23 protein-coding genes are annotated in these 24,519 nt (G+C 62.2%); 17 read left to right on the top strand and 6 right to left on the bottom strand.

Annotated features, from left to right (window positions below):
• Positions 1–501, bottom strand: a complete 501-nt coding sequence (gene tssB, locus E4O92_RS11600) for a type VI secretion system contractile sheath small subunit (protein ID WP_135189927.1) — start codon at positions 499–501, stop codon at positions 1–3.
• 33 nt (positions 502–534) lie between these two features.
• Entirely contained in the window at positions 535–1,569 is a 1,035-nt protein-coding gene (gene tssA / locus E4O92_RS11595; protein WP_135189926.1) for a type VI secretion system protein TssA, read from the bottom strand.
• A gap of 743 nt (positions 1,570–2,312) precedes the next feature.
• On the opposite strand from tssA, the gene E4O92_RS11590 reads away from it, so the two are divergent.
• The 12 genes from E4O92_RS11590 (at position 2,313) to E4O92_RS11535 (ending at position 17,341) form a co-directional block, all read left to right on the top strand.
• On the top strand, positions 2,313–3,287 hold the full coding sequence (locus tag E4O92_RS11590) for an HDOD domain-containing protein (RefSeq protein WP_229483262.1): 975 nt from the start codon (positions 2,313–2,315) through the stop codon (positions 3,285–3,287).
• Between the two features lie 100 nt (positions 3,288–3,387).
• Positions 3,388–3,882, top strand: coding sequence for a hypothetical protein (locus tag E4O92_RS11585; RefSeq protein ID WP_135189925.1), 495 nt, complete (start codon positions 3,388–3,390; stop codon positions 3,880–3,882).
• A 233-nt stretch (positions 3,883–4,115) separates the two neighbouring features.
• On the top strand, positions 4,116–4,808 hold the full coding sequence (locus tag E4O92_RS11580) for a helix-turn-helix transcriptional regulator (RefSeq protein ID WP_167759768.1): 693 nt from the start codon (positions 4,116–4,118) through the stop codon (positions 4,806–4,808).
• A 62-nt stretch (positions 4,809–4,870) separates the two neighbouring features.
• Positions 4,871–5,488: a glutathione S-transferase family protein gene (locus E4O92_RS11575; protein WP_135189924.1), complete on the top strand. Its 618-nt coding sequence runs from the start codon at positions 4,871–4,873 to the stop codon at positions 5,486–5,488.
• A gap of 132 nt (positions 5,489–5,620) precedes the next feature.
• Positions 5,621–9,067 (top strand): transcription-repair coupling factor, encoded by a 3,447-nt coding sequence (gene mfd, locus E4O92_RS11570; RefSeq protein ID WP_135189923.1) that lies wholly within the window; start codon positions 5,621–5,623, stop codon positions 9,065–9,067.
• A 13-nt stretch (positions 9,068–9,080) separates the two neighbouring features.
• Positions 9,081–9,923, top strand: a complete 843-nt coding sequence (gene serB, locus E4O92_RS11565) for a phosphoserine phosphatase SerB (protein WP_135189922.1) — start codon at positions 9,081–9,083, stop codon at positions 9,921–9,923.
• Between the two features lie 535 nt (positions 9,924–10,458).
• On the top strand, positions 10,459–10,740 hold the full coding sequence (locus tag E4O92_RS25495; protein ID WP_370660004.1) for a hypothetical protein: 282 nt from the start codon (positions 10,459–10,461) through the stop codon (positions 10,738–10,740).
• A 243-nt stretch (positions 10,741–10,983) separates the two neighbouring features.
• Complete coding sequence (locus E4O92_RS11555) at positions 10,984–12,141, top strand: ABC transporter substrate-binding protein (RefSeq protein ID WP_135189920.1); 1,158 nt, start codon at positions 10,984–10,986, stop codon at positions 12,139–12,141.
• A 103-nt stretch (positions 12,142–12,244) separates the two neighbouring features.
• Positions 12,245–13,135, top strand: coding sequence for a branched-chain amino acid ABC transporter permease (locus tag E4O92_RS11550; RefSeq protein ID WP_135189919.1), 891 nt, complete (start codon positions 12,245–12,247; stop codon positions 13,133–13,135).
• A gap of 2 nt (positions 13,136–13,137) precedes the next feature.
• Positions 13,138–15,084 carry a branched-chain amino acid ABC transporter ATP-binding protein/permease gene (locus E4O92_RS11545; protein ID WP_135189918.1) on the top strand — a complete coding sequence of 649 codons (1,947 nt, stop codon included), beginning with the start codon at positions 13,138–13,140 and terminating at the stop codon, positions 15,082–15,084.
• 11 nt (positions 15,085–15,095) lie between these two features.
• Positions 15,096–15,824, top strand: a complete 729-nt coding sequence (locus tag E4O92_RS11540) for an ABC transporter ATP-binding protein (protein ID WP_135189917.1) — start codon at positions 15,096–15,098, stop codon at positions 15,822–15,824.
• 158 nt (positions 15,825–15,982) lie between these two features.
• Entirely contained in the window at positions 15,983–17,341 is a 1,359-nt protein-coding gene (locus E4O92_RS11535) for a serine hydrolase (protein ID WP_135189916.1), read from the top strand.
• A gap of 60 nt (positions 17,342–17,401) precedes the next feature.
• Here E4O92_RS11535 and E4O92_RS25490 read toward each other — a convergent pair whose 3' ends face one another.
• The gene (locus tag E4O92_RS25490) at positions 17,402–17,560 is read right to left on the bottom strand and encodes a zinc-finger domain-containing protein (protein WP_135189915.1); all 159 of its coding nucleotides are present in this window, start codon (positions 17,558–17,560) and stop codon (positions 17,402–17,404) included.
• A 127-nt stretch (positions 17,561–17,687) separates the two neighbouring features.
• On the opposite strand from E4O92_RS25490, the gene E4O92_RS11525 reads away from it, so the two are divergent.
• Complete coding sequence (locus tag E4O92_RS11525) at positions 17,688–18,461, top strand: hypothetical protein (protein WP_135189914.1); 774 nt, start codon at positions 17,688–17,690, stop codon at positions 18,459–18,461.
• A gap of 16 nt (positions 18,462–18,477) precedes the next feature.
• On the opposite strand, the gene E4O92_RS11520 is transcribed toward E4O92_RS11525, so the two are convergent.
• Positions 18,478–19,638, bottom strand: coding sequence for a glycerate kinase (locus E4O92_RS11520; protein WP_135189913.1), 1,161 nt, complete (start codon positions 19,636–19,638; stop codon positions 18,478–18,480).
• A 222-nt stretch (positions 19,639–19,860) separates the two neighbouring features.
• Here E4O92_RS11520 and E4O92_RS11515 point away from each other — a divergent pair, with 222 nt between their 5' ends.
• Complete coding sequence (locus tag E4O92_RS11515) at positions 19,861–21,000, top strand: sugar diacid recognition domain-containing protein (protein WP_135189912.1); 1,140 nt, start codon at positions 19,861–19,863, stop codon at positions 20,998–21,000.
• Between the two features lie 171 nt (positions 21,001–21,171).
• Here the strand turns inward: E4O92_RS11515 and E4O92_RS11510 are convergent, their stop codons facing one another.
• Positions 21,172–21,588 (bottom strand): hypothetical protein, encoded by a 417-nt coding sequence (locus tag E4O92_RS11510; protein WP_229483260.1) that lies wholly within the window; start codon positions 21,586–21,588, stop codon positions 21,172–21,174.
• Between the two features lie 71 nt (positions 21,589–21,659).
• Entirely contained in the window at positions 21,660–22,400 is a 741-nt protein-coding gene (locus tag E4O92_RS11505) for a Mut7-C RNAse domain-containing protein (RefSeq protein ID WP_135189943.1), read from the bottom strand.
• Between the two features lie 103 nt (positions 22,401–22,503).
• Between E4O92_RS11505 and trxC the strand changes: the two genes are divergently transcribed.
• The 3 genes from trxC to E4O92_RS11490 all read left to right on the top strand — a co-directional run bounded on the left by trxC (position 22,504) and on the right by E4O92_RS11490 (position 24,418).
• Positions 22,504–22,944: a thioredoxin TrxC gene (trxC, locus tag E4O92_RS11500; protein ID WP_135189911.1), complete on the top strand. Its 441-nt coding sequence runs from the start codon at positions 22,504–22,506 to the stop codon at positions 22,942–22,944.
• 79 nt (positions 22,945–23,023) lie between these two features.
• On the top strand, positions 23,024–23,386 hold the full coding sequence (locus E4O92_RS11495) for a DUF4870 family protein (RefSeq protein WP_135189910.1): 363 nt from the start codon (positions 23,024–23,026) through the stop codon (positions 23,384–23,386).
• A 75-nt stretch (positions 23,387–23,461) separates the two neighbouring features.
• Positions 23,462–24,418 carry a chemotaxis protein gene (locus E4O92_RS11490; protein WP_135189909.1) on the top strand — a complete coding sequence of 319 codons (957 nt, stop codon included), beginning with the start codon at positions 23,462–23,464 and terminating at the stop codon, positions 24,416–24,418.
• The last annotated feature ends 101 nt before the right edge of the window (positions 24,419–24,519 follow it).

Raw genomic sequence — 24,519 nt, 5'->3', positions numbered from 1 at the left:
TTACTCTTGCGGCTTGGGCGCGGCGGCAAGCGCCTGCATCAGCGCCGGGTCCTGCAATACCCGCGCGACCAGTTCCTCGGCGCCGGTCTTGCCGTCCATGTACGTCATCAGGTTCGACAGCTGGCCGCGCGCTTCCAGGAGCTTACGCAGCGGCTCGACCTTGCGTGCGATCGCGGCCGGCGTAAAGTCGTCCATGCTTTCGAACGTCATGTCGATCGACAGGTTGCCTTCGCCTGTGAGCGTGTTGGGCACCGCGACCGCAACGCGCGGCTTCATCGCCTTGAGGCGTTCGTCGAAATTGTCGACGTCGATCTCGAGGAACTTGCGGTCCGCGACCGGCGCCAGCGGGTCGGCGGGCTGGCCGGACAGGTCGGCCATCACGCCCATCACGAACGGCAGTTGGACACTCTTTTCGGCGCCATAGACCTCGACGTCGTACTCGATCTGCACACGCGGCGCGCGATTGCGCGCGATGAATTTCTGGCTGCTTTCGGTACCCACGATTTACCCCTCCCCAGAGTGAGAAAACTGCATTTACGCGTCGGTCTGCCGGCCCCGGATCGCCGCCAGTTGCTCGATGCCGCTTGGCGCAAGGTCTTCCAGCAGCTCGATGAAATTCTTGGGAACCAGCCGCTTGGCCCGCTCCAGAAGCAGCGGCACCGGGCTGGAAGGTTCGTAACGTTGGTAATATCTGCAAATCCTGTCGAGCATGTGCAGCACGTCCTCGCGCGAGGCTATTTCGCCGCTGATCGCGGGCGCGTTCGCGGCCCCTGCCACGGTGGACGACGCCATACCATCCACCTGTTCCTGCGCCGCCTGCGCATCGGACGGCGGCGGGACGGCGGGAAGGAAGTCACGCGCACGCCGCAGGACCCGGCCAAGCGCATCGAGGCTGATCGCATGGGAAGCGCCCACGCGCTGCACCAGCACGCGCTCGATGGCGGCCAAACTGTCGTGGGCACGCGCGAGCGCCCGAGCCGCACCTTGCAGCTGGTCCGGCGCCACGTCAGCCAGCGCCGCTTCGATGGTCGACAGCGCCAGCTTGTCGTGCGCCTCAAGCGGCGCCACTTCGCCATATGCGATCTCGATCGTGCGCACGGTCAGGGGGCCCAGCGCGGGCAGCACCAGGAGCGGCGCGTCTTTCAGTTCGCGGATGGTGGTGGCGGCATCGGCCAGGGTGGCGATCGAATTGACGCGTAGCGTTGGATCGAGGTCGTCATCCGGGTCGAGCTGCGGATGGACGCTGTCCCAGCGCTCGTCCAGCAGGCGTTCGACCAGCTTCAGCCCGTCGGCAAGGCCTGCGGGCCCCTCCAATGCCAGCAGGGCACGTGAGAGCGGAACCGCAATGCGCAGATCGCGCGTGCGGGCCAGCAGGTCGATAGCGAGCCTGCGCACCTGTTTCCATTCAGGGGGAACGGCGGGTGTGATGGTGCCGCCGTACTGGACCTCGGGCTTGCCGAGCACGGCCTGCTCCAACTCGAGGAACGCAGGGTCGTACTCCAGGTTGGGACCGCATGGCTCAACGGGGTCCACCTCCTGCAGCAGGAAATCGACATCGACAAGGCTCATGTTCGAGGACGGTCAGCCGCAGCCCGGCACTGGTTCGCCGGCGGCGCGCAGCCCTAGTAATGTTATTGTTATAACTGCCTGTCTTTGAAACAATTGTTGCGAAGACATCAAATTCAATATACGCCGATTTTTGCATAACCAACTAGAATTTTTTTTGCACTGCAAAATTGAGACATTCAGGCCTGAGGGGTTGACAAATTTCCTCGAACGACGCAAGAAAATCTCCCGCACATGCGAATCGCCTGGCCGGATCGGTGGCCAGCGCGTGCTGCGCCTTTTGTCCGGACAAGCGCTCCAACCCCAGCCAGGCCACGCGGTGCGCGTGGTCTTCGCCGCATTCGAATAGGCGTACCAGATGCGGTGATTGAGATGGCCAGCGAGTGCGAGCTCGTACGGCAGCTGTGCGCCCGCCTCTGAATCGGACGGCGCCAACTGGAGCGCACGCAGCGCACCATTGCTGCGCTCGCACACGCGCCATACACGACTATCCGCTCCCTCACCCACCAACTCCCCAGTGCAAACGGGCCGATTTCCACGAATTTCCACATATGTTTTGTGCAACCCCAAAATGCAACCGACGATAGCATCATGATATTTCCATCCAATTGTCCTTCACCGCTATCCATGAATAACGAAGCGATGCCGACATCATCCGTTCACACAACGGCATGCGCTGCACGTGCGCATTAGCAACCACCAGCTCGGTTAGAATGGGCGCCCTGCGGCGTGAACGAGGCCTGGCGATGAAAAACTGGATAACCCGATTGTTTGGCAGTAGCGACGGCAAGGCAGCCATGCCCGAAGGCGTGCTCGCCCCCTCCCCGGTCCCGGCCTCGGCGCCGATGCCCGGCACAGACGATATCGAATATATGTTTTGCCGCTGGCTCGCCGGACCAGCGCTGCAGGATGTGCCCCCGGCGGCCGAAACCCTGATCATGGGCGAACTGGCGCGCCTCGAAGCCACACCTGGCGCGGCGGCCGACCTGGTACCGCGCGTGCCCGCTGTGATTCCACAACTGCTGCGCAGCCTGCGTGATGACTCCGCATCCGCCGCCGACCTCGCGCGACAGGTGGCGCAGGACGTGGTGCTGGTGGCGGAGGTGATCCGCGAGGCGAACAGCCCCTACTACCGGCCAACGGCGCCAGTACGCACAATCGAAGGCGCGATCATGCTGCTCGGGCAGAACGGGATGCGGATGCTGCTGGCCCGCGTGGCCTTTCGCCCGGTGATCAGCGCGCAGTCCGGGCGCCTGGCGCGCCTGGTCGCGCCAAATGTCTGGCGCCACGCCGAAACCTGCGCGCTGGCCGCCAGCCTGCTCGCACCGCAGGTGAATGCCGATCCGCTCGAAGCCTACCTTGCCGGCCTGCTGCAGGATGTCGGCTTGATCGTCGCATTCCGCGTCATTGACCAGGTGTGCCAGGCCGACGCGCTGCCGCAATCCGAAACCTTCTGCGCGCAGTTGATGGCGGCGGCGCGCGTGCTGTCGGTACGCATCGGCGCACACTGGGAGTTCCCGGCTACCGCAACGAGCGCGGTCGCCCTTGCCGGCCGCGGCGATGCCACGCCGCTGGCACGCGCACTCGCGCAAGGCGACCAGTTGGCCAAGCTGCGCCTGCTGCTCGATGCCGGTCAGCTCGCCGAAGACGTTCCGCCGCTGGCGACCTTGGACGCCGGCGCGCGCAGGTGCTTCGAAAAACTCAGGGTCGAACAGGCCTGACCGGCGATACCGCCTTCTTGTGCATTTCCTCAAGGCTACCGGCCTCATCCCTAGTTAGATTGAAGTTTTGCGCTGAAAATCTAACTGCGAAAGGGATGCCATGATCACCAGATACCACATCACGGTCGGCGCGAAGACCACGGCCGGAATCAGGACTTCTCATGCCAGGACATCGATGCTGACTGGCACGCTGGACAAGTTGTCCTTCGACCAAGCAGTCGCCGTGCTGGAAGACCTTCAAAACCAGTTCAAGGCTGGCGGCTGGGAGCCATGGGCAAAGAACGGCAGCAAGTGGTTCGACCTGACGCCGCAAGGCAAGAAGCGGCTGTATGAGCGGATGTTTGAGCCGGGTTACAGCCAGACCGCACAGTTGCGCATCCCGAAGAAATACGGCATGACGTTCCGGCTCAAATGCACAGATGGATGCTGGCCTGACGAGCAGCCGCCTTACTTGTTTCTTATCGATGTAGGGGTTGGCAGCGACACCGTTGGATGGGAACAAGGAGACCCTGAAGTTTGGGACAAATCGTTCCCTGGCTCCGTTGCATCCAACGCGCCAGCACGATTCAAATGCCCCGATGGCCGCTCTCATTAGCCCTGATTGCAAACGGCCTCCCACGAAAATCAACTTCACCGCAAATAGTTGCTTCGGCTAAAATTAACTTTAAGGAATGTCCGAAACGATGAAAGTGTTTGCCGCTTGTGGCGTGAAATAGGAATGCTGGGAATCGATTTTGCGATCCACTCTTCGTTTGCCTTGCCCCTCCCCTTCTTCGTATTGATGATCGTGTTCCGGCCACACATCTTTTCCCACAATTGGCGCACCGCATGAGCCGTGCCGGCCGTCTGTTCCAACTGATGGACGCGCTGCGGGGCAACCGCAGGCCGGTCACCGCTGCCGCACTGGCCGAACGCCTGGGCGTTTCGGAACGCACGATCTATCGCGACATCCAGACGCTTGCCCAACTCGGCGCCCCGGTCGAGGGCGAGGCTGGCGTCGGCTACCTGCTGCGCGCCGGCTTCTTCCTGCCGCCGCTGATGTTCAACGCCGACGAACTGGAGGCACTGGTGCTGGGCGCGCGCTGGGTACGCCGCCAGGGCGACCCGGCGCTTGCCGGCGCCGCTGCCAGCGCGCTGGCCAAGATCGCCACCGCCACGCCGAGCGACCTGCGCGATCATATGGCCGACACCAGCCTGTGGGTGCCGATCGGCGGCACAAGAGGGGCTGTCGACCCGTTCGTGCAGCCAGCGCGCGAAGCGATCCGCCGCCAGCACAAACTGCGCATCTGCTACCGCGACGAACAGGGCGCGGCGTCGGAGCGCGTGGTCTGGCCGTTCGCGCTCGCGTTCTTCGAGGGCCGTCGCCTGCTCGCCGCGTGGTGCGAACTGCGCGAGGCCATGCGCCACTTCCGGATCGACCGCATCGAACAACTGCTCGCGCTGCAGGAGCGCTACCCGAGGCGGCGCCACGAGCTGCTCCAGGAATGGCGGCAGCAGGTCGGCATTCGCGAAGACTCCTGACAAAAGTTGTCAGTGCCCGCCCTTAGCATGTGCGCATCACTGAACCACTGAAGGAGTCTGCGATGCGCCTGTACTATCACCCGATGTCCTCCAATTCGCGCCGTGTCACGATGGCGGCAATGCACCTCGGCCTGAAGCTCGATCTGGTCGAAACCAACCTGATGAGCCCTGACGATCGCCGTCGCCTGGCGGAGCTCAACCCCAACAACAAGATCCCGGTGCTCGAGGACGACGGCTTCCTGCTGTGGGAATCCGCGGCGATCATGCAGTATCTGGCCGACTGCACGCCGGGCCAGACCCTGTACCCCGTTGATCCCACCCTGCGCGCCGACGTGAACCGCTGGCTGTTCTGGTCCTGCCAGCACTTCTCGCCAGCGATCGGCGTGATCGTCTGGGAAAACCTGTGGAAGAAAGCCGTCCACGGGACCGACCCGGACCAGAACGAACTGGCGCGCGGGGCACGCGATCTTGAAAAATTCGCCGGCACGCTCGACGGCCACCTGGCGAACCGCGAATGGCTGTCGGGCGACGCAGTGAGCCTGGCCGACTACGCGGTGGCCGCGCCGCTGATGTACAAGGAGACCGCGCGCCTGCCGCTCGACCAGTACCGGCACCTGCTGGCCTGGTTCGGCCGCGTCCAGCAGCTCGACGTGTGGCGCCGGACAGATCCGGTCTGGTGACACTGCAAAACCGAAGGCGGATGGGGGGCCCGGTACCATTCCCCCCGATTGCCGGGCATGGCTTGGCGGCCGGCGAACCGGCGAGGGTTCGTCTATAATTGTCAACCCTTCCGCCGATTGTTCTGCTCGCGCATGCCTTTCGATCTCAAAAAGCATCTTCCCAAACCTGGGCAACGCTTCGTCTTGCCAAGCCTGTACGGTTCGTCCGACGCCTATGCCCTGGCGCAGGCGGCGTTTGCGCTCAAGGCGAACAAGCAGATGCTGACGGTAGTCGTGGCCAGCGCCAGCGACGGCCAGCGCCTGCTCGACGAGATTCCCTGGTTCGCCGAGGGCAAACTGTCGTGCCACCTGCTGCCGGACTGGGAAACCCTGCCTTACGACGCGTTCTCGCCGCACCAGGACTTGGTATCCGAACGCCTCGCGACCCTGCACGAAATCCGGAACGGCCACTGCGACGTGCTGGTGGTGCCGGCGACGACCGCGCTGGTACGCCTGGCGCCGCCCTCCTTCCTCGCCGCTTACACCTTCTTCTTCCGTCAGGGCGAGAACCTGGACGAGGCCAGGCTCAAGGCCCAGCTCACGCTGGCAGGCTACAGCCATGTGTCACAGGTGATGTCGCCGGGTGAATATTCGGTGCGCGGCGGCCTGATCGACCTGTTCCCGATGGGGTCAAGCCTGCCTTACCGGCTCGACCTGTTCGGCGACGAGATCGAAACCATCCGCACCTTCGACGCCGACACCCAGCGTTCGCTCTACCCGGTCAAGGAGGTGCGCCTGCTGCCCGGCCGCGAGTTCCCGATGGACGAGCAGGCAAGGACCAGCTTTCGCAGCCGCTGGCGCGAGCGCTTCGAGGGCGATCCTTCGCGCTCGCCGATCTACCGCGACATCGGAAACGGTATCGCCTCGGCCGGCATCGAATACTACCTGCCGCTGTTCTTCGACCAGACGGCAACCCTGTTCGATTACCTGCCGGACGAAACGCCGCTGGCCTTTGTCGGCGACATCGAGGCCGCGATCCAGCGCTTCTGGCTGGACACCGAATCGCGCTACCGCTTCCTCAAGAGCGACCGCGAACGCCCGATTCTGCCGCCGGATGAAATCTTCCTGTCGGCCGAACAGTTCTTCACACGGGCCAAGCCGCATGGACGCTGGGCCATCGCCAGGGATCTGAACGGGCAAGCGTCCGAGCTGTCTGCGCCGATTCCTGACATCGCGGTCAACCGGCGCCTGGATGATCCGCTTGCGAACCTGCGCTCGTTCCTGATGCGCACCCAAACGCGTGTCATGATCTGCGCCGAGTCGAACGGCCGGCGCGAGACGCTGCAGCAGTACTTCAATGAATACAAGCTGGACCTGACGCCGGTCGAGGGCCTCGACGGATTCCGTTCGTCAAGTGCCAAGGTGGCCCTGGGCGTGGCGCCGCTGCAGGCAGGCTTCGAACTGTTCGAGGAGGCAAGCGGGAACCTGGTCTTCATTACCGAGACCGAGTTGTACGCAGGCTCGGCGCGCCGCGCCGGCAAAAAGAAGCAGGAAGCGACCAGCCAGGTCGAGACGATGGTGCGCGACCTGTCGGAGCTGAAGATCGGCGACCCGGTGGTGCACATCAACCATGGCATCGGCCGCTACCTGGGCCTGGCCAGCATGGACCTTGGCGAAGGCGAGACCGAATTCCTGCACCTGGAATACGCCAAGGAGGCCAAGCTGTACGTACCGGTCTCGCAGCTGCACGTGATTTCACGCTACTCGGGCGCCTCGCCGGATGACGCGCCGCTGCACGCATTAGGCTCCGGCCAGTGGGAAAAGGCCAAGCGCAAGGCCGCCGAGCAGGTGCGCGACACGGCGGCCGAGCTCCTGAACCTGTATGCGCGGCGCGCGGCGCGCCAGGGCCACTCGTTCGAGTACTCGGCGGTCGACTATCAAAATTTCGCGCAGAGCTTCGGCTTTGACGAGACGCCGGACCAGTCCGCGGCGATCCATGCCGTGATCCAGGACATGACCTCGGGCCGCCCAATGGACCGGCTGGTGTGCGGCGACGTCGGCTTCGGCAAGACCGAAGTGGCGCTGCGCGCCGCCTTCATCGCCGTCATGGGCGGCAAGCAGGTTGCGATCCTGGCGCCGACCACGCTGCTGGCCGAGCAGCACGCGCAGACCTTCGCGGACCGCTTTGCCGACTGGCCGGTCCGCATCGCCGAGCTGTCGCGATTCAGGACCGGCAAGGAGATCAACAACGCGATCAAAGGCATGGCCGACGGCACGCTGGATATCGTGATCGGCACCCACAAGCTGCTCTCGCCGGACGTCAAATTCAGCCGCCTGGGCCTGGTGATCATCGACGAGGAACACCGCTTCGGCGTGCGCCAGAAGGAAGCGCTCAAGGCGCTGCGCGCCGAAGTGGACGTGCTGACCCTGACCGCAACCCCGATTCCGCGCACGCTCGGCATGGCCCTCGAAGGGCTGCGCGACTTTTCAGTGATCGCGACCGCGCCGCAAAAGCGCCTGGCGATCAAGACCTTTGTCCGCAGCGAGGACGGCTCGGTGATCCGCGAAGCCTGCCTGCGCGAACTCAAGCGCGGCGGCCAGATCTACTTCCTGCACAACGAGGTCGAGACGATCGAGAACCGCCTGGCTTCGCTGCAGGAGCTGCTGCCGGAAGCGCGCATCGGCGTGGCGCACGGCCAGATGCACGAGCGCGACCTGGAAAAGGTGATGCGCGACTTCGTGGCCCAGCGCTTTAACATCCTGCTGTGCACCACGATCATCGAAACCGGCATCGACGTGCCGACCGCGAACACCATCATCATGCACCGCGCGGACAAGTTCGGCCTGGCCCAGCTGCACCAGCTGCGCGGGCGCGTGGGCCGTTCGCACCACCAGGCCTACGCCTACCTGCTGGTGAACGACGTGCACGGCCTGACCAAGCAGGCGCAGCGCCGGCTCGATGCGATCCAGCAGATGGAGGAACTGGGCAGCGGCTTCTTCCTCGCAATGCACGACCTGGAGATCCGCGGCGCTGGCGAGGTGCTGGGCGAGAGCCAGTCGGGCGAGATGCTGGAAGTGGGCTTCCAGCTGTACACCGACATGCTCAACGAGGCGGTCCGTTCGCTCAAGGCAGGCAAGGAGCCTGACATGAGCGCGCCGCTGGCCACGACCACCGAAATCAACCTGCACGTGCCTGCCCTGCTGCCGGCCGACTTCTGCGGTGATGTGCATGAACGCTTGTCGATCTACAAACGCCTGGCCAACTGCGAACGCCAGGACCAGATCGACGACATGCAGGAAGAGCTGATCGACCGCTTCGGCAAATTGCCGGATGCGGTGAAGGCGCTGATCGAAACGCACAGGCTGCGCATCGCGGCCAAGACGGTGGGCATCACCAAGATCGACGCCCACACCGAAGCCGCAAGCCTGCAGTTCATGGAAAAGCCTCCGATCGACCCGATCAAGATCATCACGCTGATCCAGAAGAACCGCCACATCAAGCTGGCGGGCCAGGACAAGCTGCGCATCAGCGCCAGCATGCCCGACCTGGCAGCGCGCGTGACGCAGGTAAAGCAAACGATCAAACAACTGCTGGCTTGAGAATGAGATGAGGATGAATCTGGTATTGCAGGGCCCGCGGGCCGATATTGGACTGCTCAATGAAATCGCGCAAATCTCCCGCCCGGCCAGGGTGGTGGCGCTGAGCGAAAGCGCGGTGCGGTGCGAGGATGTCGAGTATTCGGAACAAATAAAGCACGAAGTCGAGACACTCGCCTACGGCTCGCAGGTCGACGCGACCTTTATCGGAGCCCAGTGCAAGCTTTCCGACTTCAAGCTGGTGGCAATGGACATGGACTCGACCCTGATCACCATCGAGTGCATCGACGAAATCGCGGACATGCAGGGCTTGAAGCCTCAGGTATCCGAAATTACCGAGGCAGCCATGCGCGGCGAACTCGATTTCGCGGCCAGCCTCACCCGGCGCGTTGCCCTTCTCGAGGGTCTGGATGCATCTGCGCTGCAGCGTGTGTATGACGAACGCCTGCGTATTTCGATGGGCGGCGAGGCGATGCTGGCGGCGGTGAAGGAAGCGGGTCTGAAGACCCTGCTGGTTTCGGGCGGATTTACCTTTTTTACAGAACGGCTGCAGGAGCGGCTCGGCCTCGATTACACCAATGCGAATGTGCTGGAAGTCGAAAACGGCAAATTGACTGGCCGCGTGGTAGGCGGCATCGTCGATGCCACTGAGAAGATGCGCACGGTCGAACGTGTGTGCGCCGACATGGGCATCGACCCGAAGCAGGCGATCGTAATGGGCGATGGTGCCAATGATTTGAAAATGATGGGTATCGCCGGTTTATCTGTCGCATTCCGCGCCAAGCCGGTGGTGCGCGCGCAGGCATCGGTTGCGCTCAACTTCTGCGGGCTCGACGGCCTGCTTCCGATTCTCGCTTAATGTCGGCGCTGCCGGGGTGCTGATGACTCCGTGCGTGTGCAGGAGCCAACACTATACGAAGGTACCGCGTGCGCACAGGTGCGCACCCTACGAGTGTGTGAATTAATGCCGTCCGTAGGGTGCGCACGTGTGCGCACGCGGTACGTTTGCATGCCGTTGGCTCCTCCGGCAATCCGGAACCTGACCTTTTGTTCCATAAGTTTCCGGTTTAGCCAAAGGTGTAACAAGCTGTAATTCCAATGCAGGCGGAAGCAAAAGTTCTTATAGTAGAAACACTAGGAGAACTGTCATGAAAAACCTTTTAATTGCCTCATCGCTCGTAGCATTGGCCGGCTGCGCTGCGGCCCCTCCGGGTCCGCCCAATTACGGCACTCGTGCTGCTTACGCCCAACCATACGATCAGAGCCAATGGCACGTCGTGTCGGTCACTCCGGTGCCTGCCGGAACCGGTGCCCGCGTCGCCGCCAGTGGCGATACCGGAACAATTACCAGTTCCGCCCCCACCGGCGAGCCGAACGGCACTACAAGCTCCACGATGCCATATTCGGCCCCGCAGGCCGGTACGGTTGTGTCATCCCAGCCGGTGTACGTGCCGACGCCAGTGTATGTCCAGGCGCCGATCTACGCACCCCCGCCCGCCTATTACACGCCCCCGGTCTACGCCGCACCTTACTACTGGTACCCGCCGATCTCGATCGGATTGGGCTTTAGCTGGGGTCGCTGGGGCGGTGGCCACTGGGGTGGTGGCCACTGGGGCGGTGGACATGGCGGCTGGGGCGGCCATGGCGGCGGCCACGGCGGCGGCCGACACCGCTAATCCCATTCGCGGACAGCGCGGTCTGGCTGTCCGCACTTCCCCTTCACTTCTTCCGCATCTCCCTCCGCCTCCAGGCGTTCCTTACGCCCGTTTCCTTACGCACCGCTTACACCATGGCAGCAATTGTTACATGGTGCAACGCGTCACAGCAAACAATTGCTGTTACCCAATTGCTATCCTAAAATGGATTGTCGATGAGGCATCATTGGGCGTTCGGCAACACAAAAACTACGGAGACAGCAAATGGATTTCAAGTTGAAAGCATTGGTTGCGGGTGTAGTACTGGGTTTTTCGATGTCGGGGATGGCCGCCGAGGCAATCAAGATCGGAGTGTCCGGCCCGTTCACCGGCGGTTCGGCGCCAATGGGCGTGTCGATGCGCGATGGCGTGCGCCTTGCAGTGGCGGAGATTAACGCCAAGGGCGGCGTCCTGGGTCGCCAAATCCAGCTGGTCGAACGCGACGACGAGGCCAAGAACGAACGCGGCGTGCAGATCGCCCAGGAGCTGATCAACAAGGAACGCGTGGTGGCCACCGTCGGCTACATTAACACCGGCGTGGCCCAAGCCTCGCAGCGCTTCTACCAGCAAGCCAAGATCCCAGTGATGAATAACGTGGCCACCGGCTCGATCATCACCAAACAGTTTGCCGACCAACCGCAGAACTTCATCTTCCGTAATTCTTCAGCGGATGTCATCCAATCCGAGATGATCGTCCAGGAGGCGGTCGACCGCCGCAAGTTCAAGAAGGTCGCGATCCTCGCCGACTCCACCAACTACGGACAGCTCGGACGGGCCGACCTCGTAAAAGCGCTGGAAAAGCGCGGCGTCAAGGCGGTCACCGAAGAGAAGTACAACATCGGCGACGTTGACATGACCGCGCAACTGCTCAAGGCCCGTGAGGCCGGCGCGGAAGTGGTGCTCACCTACGGCATCGGCCCCGAACTGGCCCAGATCGCCAACGGCATGGAAAAACTTGGCTGGCACGTGCCCATCGTCGGCAGCTGGACGCTGGCGATGGCGAACTTCATCGACAACGCCGGCAAGAATGGCGAAGGCACACGCATGCCGCAGACCTTCATCCAGGACCCAGATACGCCGCGGCGCAAAGCTTTCATCGACGCCTACATCAAAGCCTACAACCCGCCGGGCGGCCGCATGCCATCGGCCGTGTCGGCAGCCCAGGGCTACGACTCGGTTTATCTGCTGACCGCGGCAATCAAACAGGCCAATAGCACCGACGGCCCGGCGATCGCACAGGCGCTCGAAAATCTCAACGAAAAGGTCGAGGGCGTCGTCACCACCTACAGCAAACCGTACAGCCACGACAACCACGAGGCCATCAACTTCGAAAACACCAAGTTCGGAGAAGTGCGCAACGGGCGCGTGGTGCTGGCCAAGTAAGTCATTCGTATCAGCGCTGTGACATGGCCGGCCTTCGGCAAGGCTGGCCATTTTTTTGCTGTTGGTAAGGCGGAGCCCATCGCTTCGCCAATTGGACGGAAAAATGGAAATCCTTCTGCAACTCGTGATCAGCGGGATCGCACTGGGCATGATCTATGCCGTGATCGCGTTCGGTTATCAACTCACCTTTGCCACCTCCGGCACCCTCAACTTCGGCCAGGGCGAGGCCCTGATGCTGGGCGCCCTGGTCGGCCTTTCACTCGTCGGCACGATCCATGGCGGTCCTTACATGAGTTACTGGCTCATGATCCCGCTGGTGATCCTGTTCGGTGCAATCCAGGGCATGGTCGTTGAATGGTTGGGCGTGCGCCCGGCCCTCCGCATCAAATCCGAATTCGGCTGGATCATGTCCACCATTGCGCTCGCCATCATCTTCAAGAACGTGGCCGAGAACATCTGGGGCAAGGATGTGCTGCCCTTCCCCTCCCCGCTGTCATCCAAACCATTCCAGGTATTGGGTGCGAACGTGCAGCCGATGCAGATGGCGGTGGTCGCCGGCGCGTTGGCGATCATGGCAGCCGTCGAGATCTTCAATCGCAAATCGATCTACGGCAAGGCCGTGGTCGCAACCGCGAACGACCGTGGTGCAGCCGGACTGATGGGGATTAATACCGGGATGGTGATCACCTTTTCGTACGCGCTGTCGTCCGCCACCGCCGCCTTTGCCGGCGCGCTGATTGCACCGCTCACCCTCACCAGCGCCACCATGGGCGCTTCGCTTGGCCTGAAAGCATTCGCGGTGGCGATCATTGGCGGCCTGACCTCTGGCCTGGGCGCGATCGTCGGCGGTGTGATCCTCGGCGTGTGCGAAACCACTGCCGGCTACTACATCTCCACCGGCTACAAGGACGTACCCGGCCTGGTGCTGCTGCTGCTCGTGTTGGCGGTCAAACCGGCAGGCCTGTTCGGCAAGGCCGCGATCAAGAAGGTGTAAAGATGAACATGAAGATCGTCATCGCGAGCTTGCTTGGCATCGCCGCGCTCGTGCTGTATCCGCAGCTGTTCAGCAATCCGTACTATGTGCACCTGGCCGAGACCATTCTGATCTATGCCATTTTGCTGTTCGGGCTGGACATCGTGGTTGGCTACACCGGCCAGGTCTCGCTCGGCCACGCGGGCCTGTTCGGGATCGGGTCCTACGTCACCGGCGTGCTGGTGACCAAGCTCGGCCTGGGCTGGTATCTCGCCATCCCGTGCAGCATCGCTGGCGCCGCCCTGTTCGGCGCAATCCTGGCACTGCCGGCGCTGCGCGTGACCGGCCCCTACCTCGCCATGGTCACGCTGGCTTTCGGGACCATCGTCCAGATCCTCATTAACGAGATGACCTTCATCACCGAAGGACCGATGGGCATCACGCTGTCCAAGCCGGCGGTGTTCGGCCATGAGCTGGGCGAAACCGGATTTTTTTACGTGGTCGCAACGCTGATGGTCGCGTCGCTCGCGCTCGTGCACCAGCTCCTCAAGTCGAACATCGGGCGCGCGTTCGAGGCGCTGCGCGACAGCCCTATCGCCTCCGATTGCATGGGCGTTTCGGTCTACCGCTACAAGGTTTATGCGTTCGTCATCAGCGCCGGCTTCGCGGGGCTGGCGGGCAGCCTGTACGCCTACTCGGAACAGTACATCTCGCCCAACACCTACAATTTCGAACTGACGATCCTGTTCCTGCTGGCCGTGATCATGGGTGGACGCAAAACCCGGTCCGGCGCGCTGATCGGCGCGGTGATCGTGGTGATGCTGCCCAGCCTTTTGGCCGACATCGCCCTGTTCCGCATAATCGCCGTGGCCGCCGCCGTGCTGGGCGTGGCCGGTTCCGCGCTCGCGCTGGCCAAAAAGCGCGCAAGCGTTCGCGGCGTGCTCGTGCCGCTGATCGCGACGGTCGGCATGGCTATCGTCTCGTACCGCATCGAGAACATGGTCGACTGGCGTTTGACCATCTTCGGCCTGATGACGCTTTTCGTCGTCTACTACCTGCCGGACGGGATCGTCGGCTACCTGCGCGAGCTGCTGGGACGCGGCATCCGGCACGTCAGTGCGCTCGCTGCCACCTCCGAAACCGATCCGTTCGCAGGCCTGAAGGCCGAGCAGCACGAAGGCGAGCTCCTGCGCGTCGAAAAGATCCTGATGCAGTTCGGTGGCCTGAAGGCGCTCAACCAGGTCGACCTGAACGTGCGCCACGGCGCCGTTCATGGCCTGATCGGTCCAAACGGCTCGGGCAAAAGCACGATGATGAATGTCCTCACCGGCATCTACCGGCCCGGAGCGGGCAGCGTCGTCTTTGCGGGCAGTGCCATCACCGGCCGCACGCCGTCGCAGATCGCGCTTGGTGGCGTGGCGCGCACCTTCCAGAACGTGCAGCTGTTCGGTGAGATGAGCGCGACCGAGAACGTGCTGGTCGGCCTGCACCATACGTTCAAGTCGACCGTGTTCGACGCAATGCTCGGCACGCCGCGCTACCAGCGCGAAGAGCGCGCTGCGCGCGAACGCGCCGCCGCCATTCTCCAATTCGTGGGACTGTCCGCGTTTGCCAACGAGGAGGCGCGCAATCTCCCGTACGGCAAGCAGCGCCTGCTGGAGATCGGCCGCGCGCTTGGCCTGAATCCCCGCCTGCTGCTGCTCGATGAACCGGCCGCCGGCCTGACCGCGCCCGACATCAAGGAGCTGATCGCGATCATCCGCAAGATTCGCGACCACGGCATCACCATCATCCTGATCGAGCACCACATGGACGTGGTGATGGCGGTGTCAAGCATCGTGACCGTGCTCGACTTCGGCCAGAAGATCGCGGAAGGTACGCCGGCGCGGGTGCAGGCGGACCCGAAGGTCATCGAAGCTTATCTCGGCGGCGCGGAGCAGGAAGAACCACCGGCCGCGGCGGCGGTTTGAGGAGGACAAACATGTTATCGATCCAAAACCTGCAGGCTGCGTACGGCAAGGTCGAGGTCCTGCACGGCATTTCGCTCGAGGTCCCGAAGGGCAAGCTGGTCACGCTGATCGGTTCCAACGGCGCGGGCAAGACCACGACCATGCGCGCCATCTCCGGAATGATCAAGCCGAAAGGCGGCACGGTCACGCTGCATGGGGTTGATGTGACCGGCATGGATTCGCACCGCATCGCGCGTGCGGGCCTGGCCCATTCGCCCGAGGGACGGCGCGTGTTCGCGACGATGAGCGTGACGGACAACCTGCTGCTCGGTGCATTTCCGCGCCTTACCCGCGCCCGGCCTAAGGGTGACGTGCAGTGCGACCTCGAGCGCGCCATGGACCTGTTCCCGCGCCTGAAGGAGCGGCGCCACCAGCTGGCGGGCACGCTGTCTGGCGGCGAGCAGCAGATGCTGGCGATGGCGCGCGCAATCATGCTGAATCCCGAAGTGGTGCTGCTGGACGAGCCGTCGATGGGCCTGGCGCCGATCCTGGTCGACGAGGTGTTCCGCATCATCGCCCGGCTCAAGGACGAAGGCGTGACGATGCTTTTAGTCGAGCAGTTTGCCGCCGCGGCGCTGAACGTGGCCGACTACGGCTATGTGCTGGAAAACGGCAGCATCTCGTTGCACGGGCCGGCCGCAAGCCTCAAGCATGACGCAAAGGTGGTTGTGGCCTACCTTGGCGGCGCGCACGCCCATTAGTCGGTCGGAAGCGGCCGCGGGCGTAGCTGGGGAGCGCTCTCGGCCCATTCACTTCTGTGATAAAGCGCGTACTTTTTATCATATTCATTTGATACCCTGTGTTTCTTGTCCCGAAGTGCTTCTTAAATATTTCTCAAGTCTTTGAATGGAGCCAAGCTGTGCGTCTGAAAGCCCTCGTATGTGCCAGCGTGTTTGTGATGCTCGTTTGCGACACCTCCGCAAGCTATGCCCAAGATTCCACCCGTCTTGACCAGATCGTCCAATCCTATGTCGATGACAACAATTTCACAGGGGCCGTGTTGGTCGCGCGAGACAATAAAGTGCTGTTGAACAAGGGGTATGGCGAAGCCAATCGAGAGTGGGCTATTCCAAACGGACCAGATACTAAATTTCGGATTGCCTCGGTCTCCAAGCAATTCACAGCGGCAGCAATCCTCGTGCTTGCCGAACGCGGCAAACTCAACGTCGACGATAAAGTTTCCAGCTACATTCCGGATGCGCCTGCTTCATGGAAGGACATCACAATCTTTCATTTGCTGACGAATACATCAGGCATTCCCGACTTCACGGGCTTTCCGAACTTTTCTGCAATTCAGGCAACTCCGACCACCGCTGCCAAGACCATCGCCAGCTTTCGTGACAAGCCGCTCGAATTCACACCGGGCGAGCGGTTCAAATACAGCAGCTCCGGCTACGTATTACTTGGCTACTTAATCGAAAAAATTAGCAATCAAAGTTACGAACAATTTCTCCAGGATGCGATCTTCACGCCCCTGGGCATGAAGAATTCCGGATACGATAGAAACGCCACCGTAATGGCGCATCGGGCTAGTGGTTATACCATGACGAAAGCCGGCGTCGAAAATTCTCAATACACCGACATGAGCCTACCCTATGCTGCCGGGGCCTTATATTCGACGACACAGGATTTGCTGCGTTGGCAGAGGGCCCTGTATGGTGGCAAATTTCTTTCGCCGCAATCCCTGAAAAGAATGACTACCGCGTACAAGGATGATTATGCGTTCGGGCTCGATGTGATCAGCAGCGCGGGCGTACAGGAGATTTCACACGACGGCCATATCCAAGGATTTCGCAGCTTTATCGGACACTATCCCGCCTCCAACGTCGATGTCATCATCCTTGGCAACCTTGACGGGCGCGCTAACACACCACTTATGCAGCATAAATTAGCCAAGGTGGCCGCGGGCGGCACCGTAGTATTGCACTCCGAGCGGAAAGAAATCCCTGTGGCCGTCTCGACGTTGAAGAAGTATGAAGGCACGTATCGCTTGATGGGCGAAAAATACACGCTCGAGGTGAGGGGCGATAAATTGTGGGCGGGCGGCAATGGCAAGTGGCGATGGCAACAACTTAAGGCCGAATCGGACTCCGTGTTTTTTTATGAGCACTTGAAGGATGTGAGCGTGGAAGTTATCCGTGATAATTCAGGCAATGCGACATCCATTGTGATGCACAACTTAGGTAAATCTTACCCAGCTCCGCAGTGGGTTGACTGATCAATCAATTTGATTGCCCACTTGCTGTTCACTCTATCGGCGAGTTGCCTGCAGACGGCCCTATAAGTCTGCAGGCGGCAAAAAGGGCCTTCTCTTTCCAATTATTTTGAAAAGTGCATTCAGCAGGAGCGTGCGCTTTATCCCTCTATTTCGACAGTTTGTCGCACAGAACTTGTGCGCTTTGCGCCGCCCAGCGCACTTTTTGAATGTCTGCTTCATGGAATTGCGTCCAAAGGAATCGCACGCCAGATGCTGAACGCGCCGGCCCTGATGTTCGACAATCGCTTCCGGCCAGAGTGGCGGCGGAGAGAATTGATGAATAAGCAACGGGCGGCGTTAGCTATACTTGGGGAAAATGAACAGCCTTACCATACACTCACTCGCCCCGGTTGCAGGCCGTTCCGCCGACCGCCGCCTGATCGGCGCCTTCATTACAGTCCTCATTCATGTGGCCCTGATTTTGGGCTGGCAGATGGTGCGCACGCTGCCGTCGTCGCAGCCGGAAGAAGCGCACTCCAGCATCCAGTGGATCGACCTGCCAGCCCTGATGCCGCCGGTCGGGCCAGCGCCCTCCGACCGGCCGGCGGATGCACCAAGGCGTTCGCGCCGAGCGTCTGCCCCGTCCGCCCGGTCCGACATGTCAGCGATTCAAACCACGCCGCCCTCAGCGCCAGCGGCGACGCCAGCAGCCGCAGAGCCTGTGGCAGATCCGTTCTCCGCCGCCGAGGTACCGAATCGGCCCGGTGCCGAAGCAATCATGGAAAGCGCGCGGCGCAGCGCCGGCAGCATCGACCGCGCGCTGCGCAAGGAAAACCGGCCCTACATCACGGCACCGCTGGACAGTCCGCAAATCCGAATGCGCAACGGCATGGAGCAGGCATTCGCCATGGCGCCGCCACGGTTGTCGGAAGCGCCCAAGGTCGAGGAGCTGGTGAACAACACAGGCGATGGCGCGCGTCGAACACGCGTTATCACCGGCAACCGCACCTACTGCGTTACTGAAAGGTCCCCTGCCACCAGCATCGATATGATCGAAAAACACGGCAAGCTGAGGTTCACCAACTGCCCGAAGTATGAAGAGCCCGCCAAGCAGCAGAGATGGCGCACCGCGCGCGACTGAGAGCCTCGGACAAACCTTAGTGCGGCTGTTTTCGATCCAGTTGCGCGCCAAGCCTGAGCGCGGCCGCGATATTTCGCCCCGCGCTGTGCAGGTTTGCGCTCGCCGCCGCCAGCGCTTCCTGTACCGTGCACGGACAGTTGACCGCGGCGAAGATCGCATCGATGCCGTGCTCGTGAACCACGCTCGCGTTCGGAGCAAGGCAGCCGCCGATGCCGATGACCGGCTTGCCGTGACGCTGCGCCACCCGGGTCACGCCGATCGGCGTCTTGCCGTTGATGGTCTGGCTGTCGATCCTGCCCTCGCCGGTGATGACGAGGTCGGCGTCCCGGATCGCCGCGTCCAGCCCGATCGCTTCGGCCACAATCTCGCTGCCCGGACGCAGCCGGCCATTGAAGAACACCAGCATCGCCGCCGCTATGCCGCCGCCCGCGCCCGCGCCCTCCACCTGCGCCACGTCGCGCCCGAGGTCGCGGTCAAGCACCTTGGCGTAGTGCCGCAGATTGGCATCGAGCTGCTCCACCATCTCCGGGGTAGCGCCCTTTTGCGGTCCAAAGATCGCTGAGGCGCCTTGCGGTCCCACCAGCGGGTTGCTGACATCGCTGGCAATCTCGAATGTGCAGTCACGGATGCGCGCATCCAATCCGCTCACGTCGATCCGGTCCAGGCGCGCCAGTTCACCGCCACCATATGCAAGTTCGGCGCCCTGCGCATCGAGCAGCCGCACGCCCAGTGCCTGCACCATGCCGGCCCCGCCGTCGTTGGTGGCGCTGCCGCCCACGCCCAGCACGAACTTCCTCGCCCCTGCATCAAGCGCATGTCGAATCAGCTCGCCGGTGCCAAAGCTCGTGGTCGTGGCCGGATTGCGCGACTGTGGCGGAACCAGCTCCAGGCCGCTGGCAGCGGCCATCTCGATCACCGCAACCGGGTCGTCGCCTCCGGTCAGCCCGTAGAAGCCGGCTACCTGCTCGCCCAGCGGGCCGGTCACCTGGCATTCGATCTTGCGGCCACCGGTGGCGTCGATCATGGCCTGCACCGTGCCCTCGCCGCCGTCGGCCATGGGCTTCTTGACGTACTCGGCATTTGGGAAGATTTCGCGAAAGCCGCCTTCAATGGCGGTCGCGACATCCATGGCGGACAGGCTTTCCTTGAACGAATCGGGCGCAATAACGATTTTCATCGGGGATCTCTCCAGTTGGCGATTAGCGGTGAATCGATTATCACGGATTGGTTCAGATAAATCCTCGGCCAAGAGCACCATGGACAAGCCTTTTTTCGCGGTCATTTTTGGGCATTTGCACAATCCGATGTCAACCAAGCGACCTCGCATCCAACATTCACTTGTCAGTTGGCACAAAGTTCGGATTGGTTTATTGTTGAGCGCAAGATTACACTCGAGCCCATGAACATGCTGAACACCGGTCTGGCACAGGAAATCGTCACGCGGACGATGCGCATTATTCCGTTTAACGTCAACGTAATGGATGCAAAAGGCGTGATCCTCGCCAGCGGCGATCCCGGACGGGTCGGTCAACTGCACGATGGTGCGTTGCTCGCCCTGGCGAAAAAGCAGCCCGTCGAAATCGACGCGGCGTCGACCCGGCACCTGCATGGGGCCAAGGCGGGCGTCAACTTGCCCCTTGCCGTCAACGGCCAGATTGTCGGGGCGCTGGGCCTGAGCGGCGAGCCCGATCAAGTGCGTCAGTTCGGCCAACTGGTCCAGCTGACCGCCGAAATGATCCTGGAACAGGCCAGCCTGACCAGCGAACTGCAGCACGATTCACGCTACCGCGAGGCCTTCTTGCTCAATCTGCTCCGCTGTGAAGCCTCACAGCGGGCGGAACTCGAAGCGTGGGGGCAGCGGCTGGGCATGGACTTTACGCGGACTCAGGTTGTGTTCCTGCTTGAGTTGCAGGTCGATCAAGCGGGCACCGAACGCGCCCTCGCCGATATCCAGCGGCTGCAGATGCGCATGCTGGCCAGACAACCGTCCGTGCTCACGGCCACTGTTACGCCGTGCGAGATGGTCATCGTCGATACTTACGAAACGGCCAAAAACATCGAACGCGCTGGACAGCGGCGGTTGCAAGTGTTCTCGGATCTGGTGCAGGAAGAATGCCAGTTGCCGTTCACACTCGCGATGGGCATTGCCCAGATCGGAGTCGAGGCGGTGTCGATTTCCTACCAGAGTGCCAGGCAGGCGGCGCTGATCGGGCTGCGTCGCAATCCGCGGCTCAAGCACTTCAGCTATTACGACCTCGCGTTGCCGGTGCTGCTGTCGGGTCTGGGCAACAGTTGGCAGGCGAATCAGCTGCGTCTGCCAATCGCAAGGCTCGGGCAGGACAGGAACAGGGAGATGCTACGCGAGACCCTGGATGCCTGGTTTGCCAACGACGAAAACATGGGCGCCACGGCGAAGGCGTTGGACATCCACCGCAATACGCTGGACTACCGGTTGCGAAGGGTGGCGGAATTGACTGGGCTTGATCTTGCGCGTAGCGAGGAGCGGCTGCTGCTGTATGTGTCGACACTGCTTGCGTGAAGGCGTAGGGGGCGCGGGGCCGCCGAGGACCTGTGCGCACGCGGTTCGCGAACGATGCGTAGCGAAACAGTAGCCGCGAGTCGGCATGCGGCGACCGCGTGCGCACAGGTCCTCGGCGGCCCCGCGCCCCCTACGCCTTCCGATCGCATGTGCATGAATGCCCCTGCCGCGTTACACTGAACCAAACAGGTCATGCGCGTCAAGCAGGCGATAGATGATCTCGGGATTGCGCTCCAGGCAACGGCGCACCGCGGCCGGCACCGACTGCCGTACCTTTCGGCACAGCCCCGGCCGCTCTTCGAGGACGATGATGATGCCCCGTACCGTCTTCACCTCGTTGGGTCCAGGTTCGATGCGCAGGTCGGCGCCCAAATGGACCTTGATCAGCTCCTGCACTCTCTTGAGATCGGCATAGTCGCTGATGCGCTCGATGCGCTCGATCAGCCGCTGCTCTTCCATCCGCGTTAACCGCAGTGGACGCAGGTCGGCGTACGGCTCGGCCAGCAGGCGCTCACGCTCGCACACGCACGCGCCCGGCGGGCATTCGTTGCGAAGCGGATAAGTAATCTTGGGCAAATTCGTGGTCACACGGACATCGAATAGTAGTTGGGCACCGAAAATGATTGTACATCAGCACATTGTGTCGCAGTCGCCCGGTATCAATCTCCAGTCGCGGCCGCCAACACCGAGGTCATCCGTTTCCAGTGCGAGCCCTTCCAGAACACGCGGTGGCAGATGTCGCAGGTATTGAATTCATCTTGCTGCTCGCGCACGGAGGGCGGGAGCTGGTCGATCACCTCGTCCTTGGCTACCCAACGCAATGGCGCGTTGCAGTGCAGGCAGAGCGTGAACGGCTGCAACGAGCCGGCCAGGTCGAGCCTGTTAAACAACTCGCGCAGCTGGTGCGTCGCCTTCAAGGTATGGATGTAGCAACCATGGGTGATCGTGCGACGCTTGAGCAGTTCGCGGTCGCGCGTGAGCACGACCCTGTCCTCGGCTTCGGCGATCGCCTCGATCTCGGCATCATGGTAGTTGTTGTCGTAAAGCGTATCGAAGCCGGCCATGCGCAGCAGCCTTGCAAGGCCGCCTAGATGAGCGTCGGCAACAAACCGCAGGCGCCGCAACGGGCGTTCGCGCACGCGCAACAACTGACTGATGTCGAGGCTTTCGAATTTGGGATAGACAGCAACCCTGTCGCCCTCTTCCAACAGCCGGTCGAACCCGACCGATTCGCCGTTGACCAGCACCAGTTCAACTTCGGTGTGCGGTACACCCAGCGCCTCGATCATGTGCTTGGTCGTGGCTGCCCTTGCGCAAGGCGTGCTGAATGAATGGCCGCGCCTTTCGCGCGGCAGGAAATCGTTCAGCTCTTCGTAAAAGCGGAAGGTTGCCATTACCATGGCGTGAGTATCACATCTTCGCCGGAAACGCGCCGTTCCTCCCGTCCGCAACCCACGCAGCATACAATACGGGCAACGAATACTTGCTACCGAGGAGATTTACATGAGTGATCCCCTGCACGTGGTCTGCCCCAATTGCGATGCCGTCAACCGCCTGCCAGCCGAGCGCCTGTCCGAAGCGGCGGTATGCGGCAAGTGCTCGCAGCCGCTGTTTGCCGGCAAACCCACCGACGTGACGAGCGAGCGCTTCAACAAGCACATCAGCCGCAATGACATTCCGGTGCTGGTCGACTTCTGGGCCGAGTGGTGCGGGCCTTGCAAGATGATGGCGCCAGCCTACGCGCAGGCGGCCCAGCGGCTGGAGCCGCGGGTGCGGGTCCTGAAGGTGAATACGGAGCAGGCGCAGGACCTCGCCGCCCGCTTCCAGATCCGCAGCATTCCGACGCTGGCCTTGTTCAAGGGCGGGCGCGAGCTTGCGCGCCAGGCCGGCGCAATGGATACGGGCAGCATCGTGGCGTGGGTCCAGTCGCGGCTGGGGGCATAGCGGCGCATGTGCTTGCCTGGATGCTATCCCTGCTAAAATCCTGGCATTACTCGGGGGTCGTCCCGACCAAGGAGGGTTTATGGCGCAAGAATTGGTTTTTGATAGCGGCCTGGAGGATGCCAAGCAGTTTGCGCGGATCCTGTACCTGGCGCATGCGATCACCTTTTTCTTTTCGCTAGGCATGCTGTCGCTCCTGCCACTGATCGTCAACTACATCAGGCGGCCGGATACCGCGGGCACCTTCGTCTACAGCCATCACACCTGGATGATCCGCACGTTCTGGTTCTACATCCTGTGGATTGCGGTGGGGGTGTTGCTGTTCTTTACAATCATCGGCATCCCCCTCGCCTGGCTCATTGGCGCGGTGGCCTGGGTCTGGTACGCCTATCGGCTGATCCGCGGCTTCCTCGACCTGAACAGCAACCGCCCAATGCCTGTCTAGCACTGATATAGAGCAAGACGGGGTTTGCTCAGCTGGAATACTGTCCTAAAGGCACTTCAACCTTGGGGACAGGACATGAAATCAGTTCAGCAGGAAGTCGATGAGCGCAGCAACCTGGCGGGGACCAACAAATTCGAGCTGCTGCTGTTTCGCCTCGGCACTGACGAGCGCAACGGGCGCAGCGAGCTGTTCGGCATCAACGTCTTCAAGATCCGCGAGATCGTCGCCATGCCCGAGATCACCTCGGTGGCCGGCGCCCAGCCGCAGGTGCTGGGCGTGACCAACCTGCGCGGGCAGATCATCCAGGTGCTCGACCTGCCGGCCATCGCCGGCTGCACGCCCAAGACCGGCCTGAACATCATCCTCGTCACCGAGTTCGCCCGCACCACGCAGGCATTTGCCGTCGAAAGCGTGGAAGAAATCGTGCGCCTGGACTGGAGCTGCGTGATGTCGGCCGAGCATAGCGCCAGCAGCAGCATGGTCACCAGCATCGCCCGGCCGGTGGACGAAAACGGCGGCCCGGCGCGGCTGGCGCAGGTGCTGGATGTGGAGACGATCCTGCGCGATATGAGGGCATCCCAGGAGCCCGCGCTCAATGCCCACGGCATCGCCAAGATCAGGCTCAAGCCGGGGTCGATCGTGCTGGCTGCCGACGACTCGGTGGTGGCGCGGGCGCTCGTCGAACAGGGCCTGGACGCCATGGGCATCCCGTTCATCATGACCAGGAGCGGCAAGGAAGCATGGGACCAGCTCAACGCGCTGGCGGCAAGCGCGGAGGCTGAAGGCAAGACAGTCTACGACAAGGTCGCGATGGTGCTGACCGACCTGGAGATGCCCGAGATGGATGGCTTTACGCTGACCCGCAGCGTGAAGCAGAGCCCGCGCTTTGGCAACCTGCCGGTCGTGATCCATTCCTCGCTTTCGGGCACGACCAATGAAGAGCATGTGCGCTCGGTCGGGGCGGACGGGTATGTGGCCAAATTCTCGGTCGAGGACCTGGCAAGCATGATAAGGCGCGTGCTGCGGCAGTAGCACCGCAAACCCTAGGGGGTGCGGGTGGCCCGAGGCCGTCACAATTCGTAGGGTGCGCACCTGTGCGCACGCGGTCACCGCATGCTCACTTGCGGCTGCCG

The organism is Massilia horti (assembly GCF_004614195.1).
GTDB classification, from domain to species: domain Bacteria; phylum Pseudomonadota; class Gammaproteobacteria; order Burkholderiales; family Burkholderiaceae_D; genus Telluria; species Telluria horti.
The sequence above is the reverse complement of the archived record's forward strand: the minus strand, read 5'-3'. Positions and strand labels throughout refer to the sequence as shown.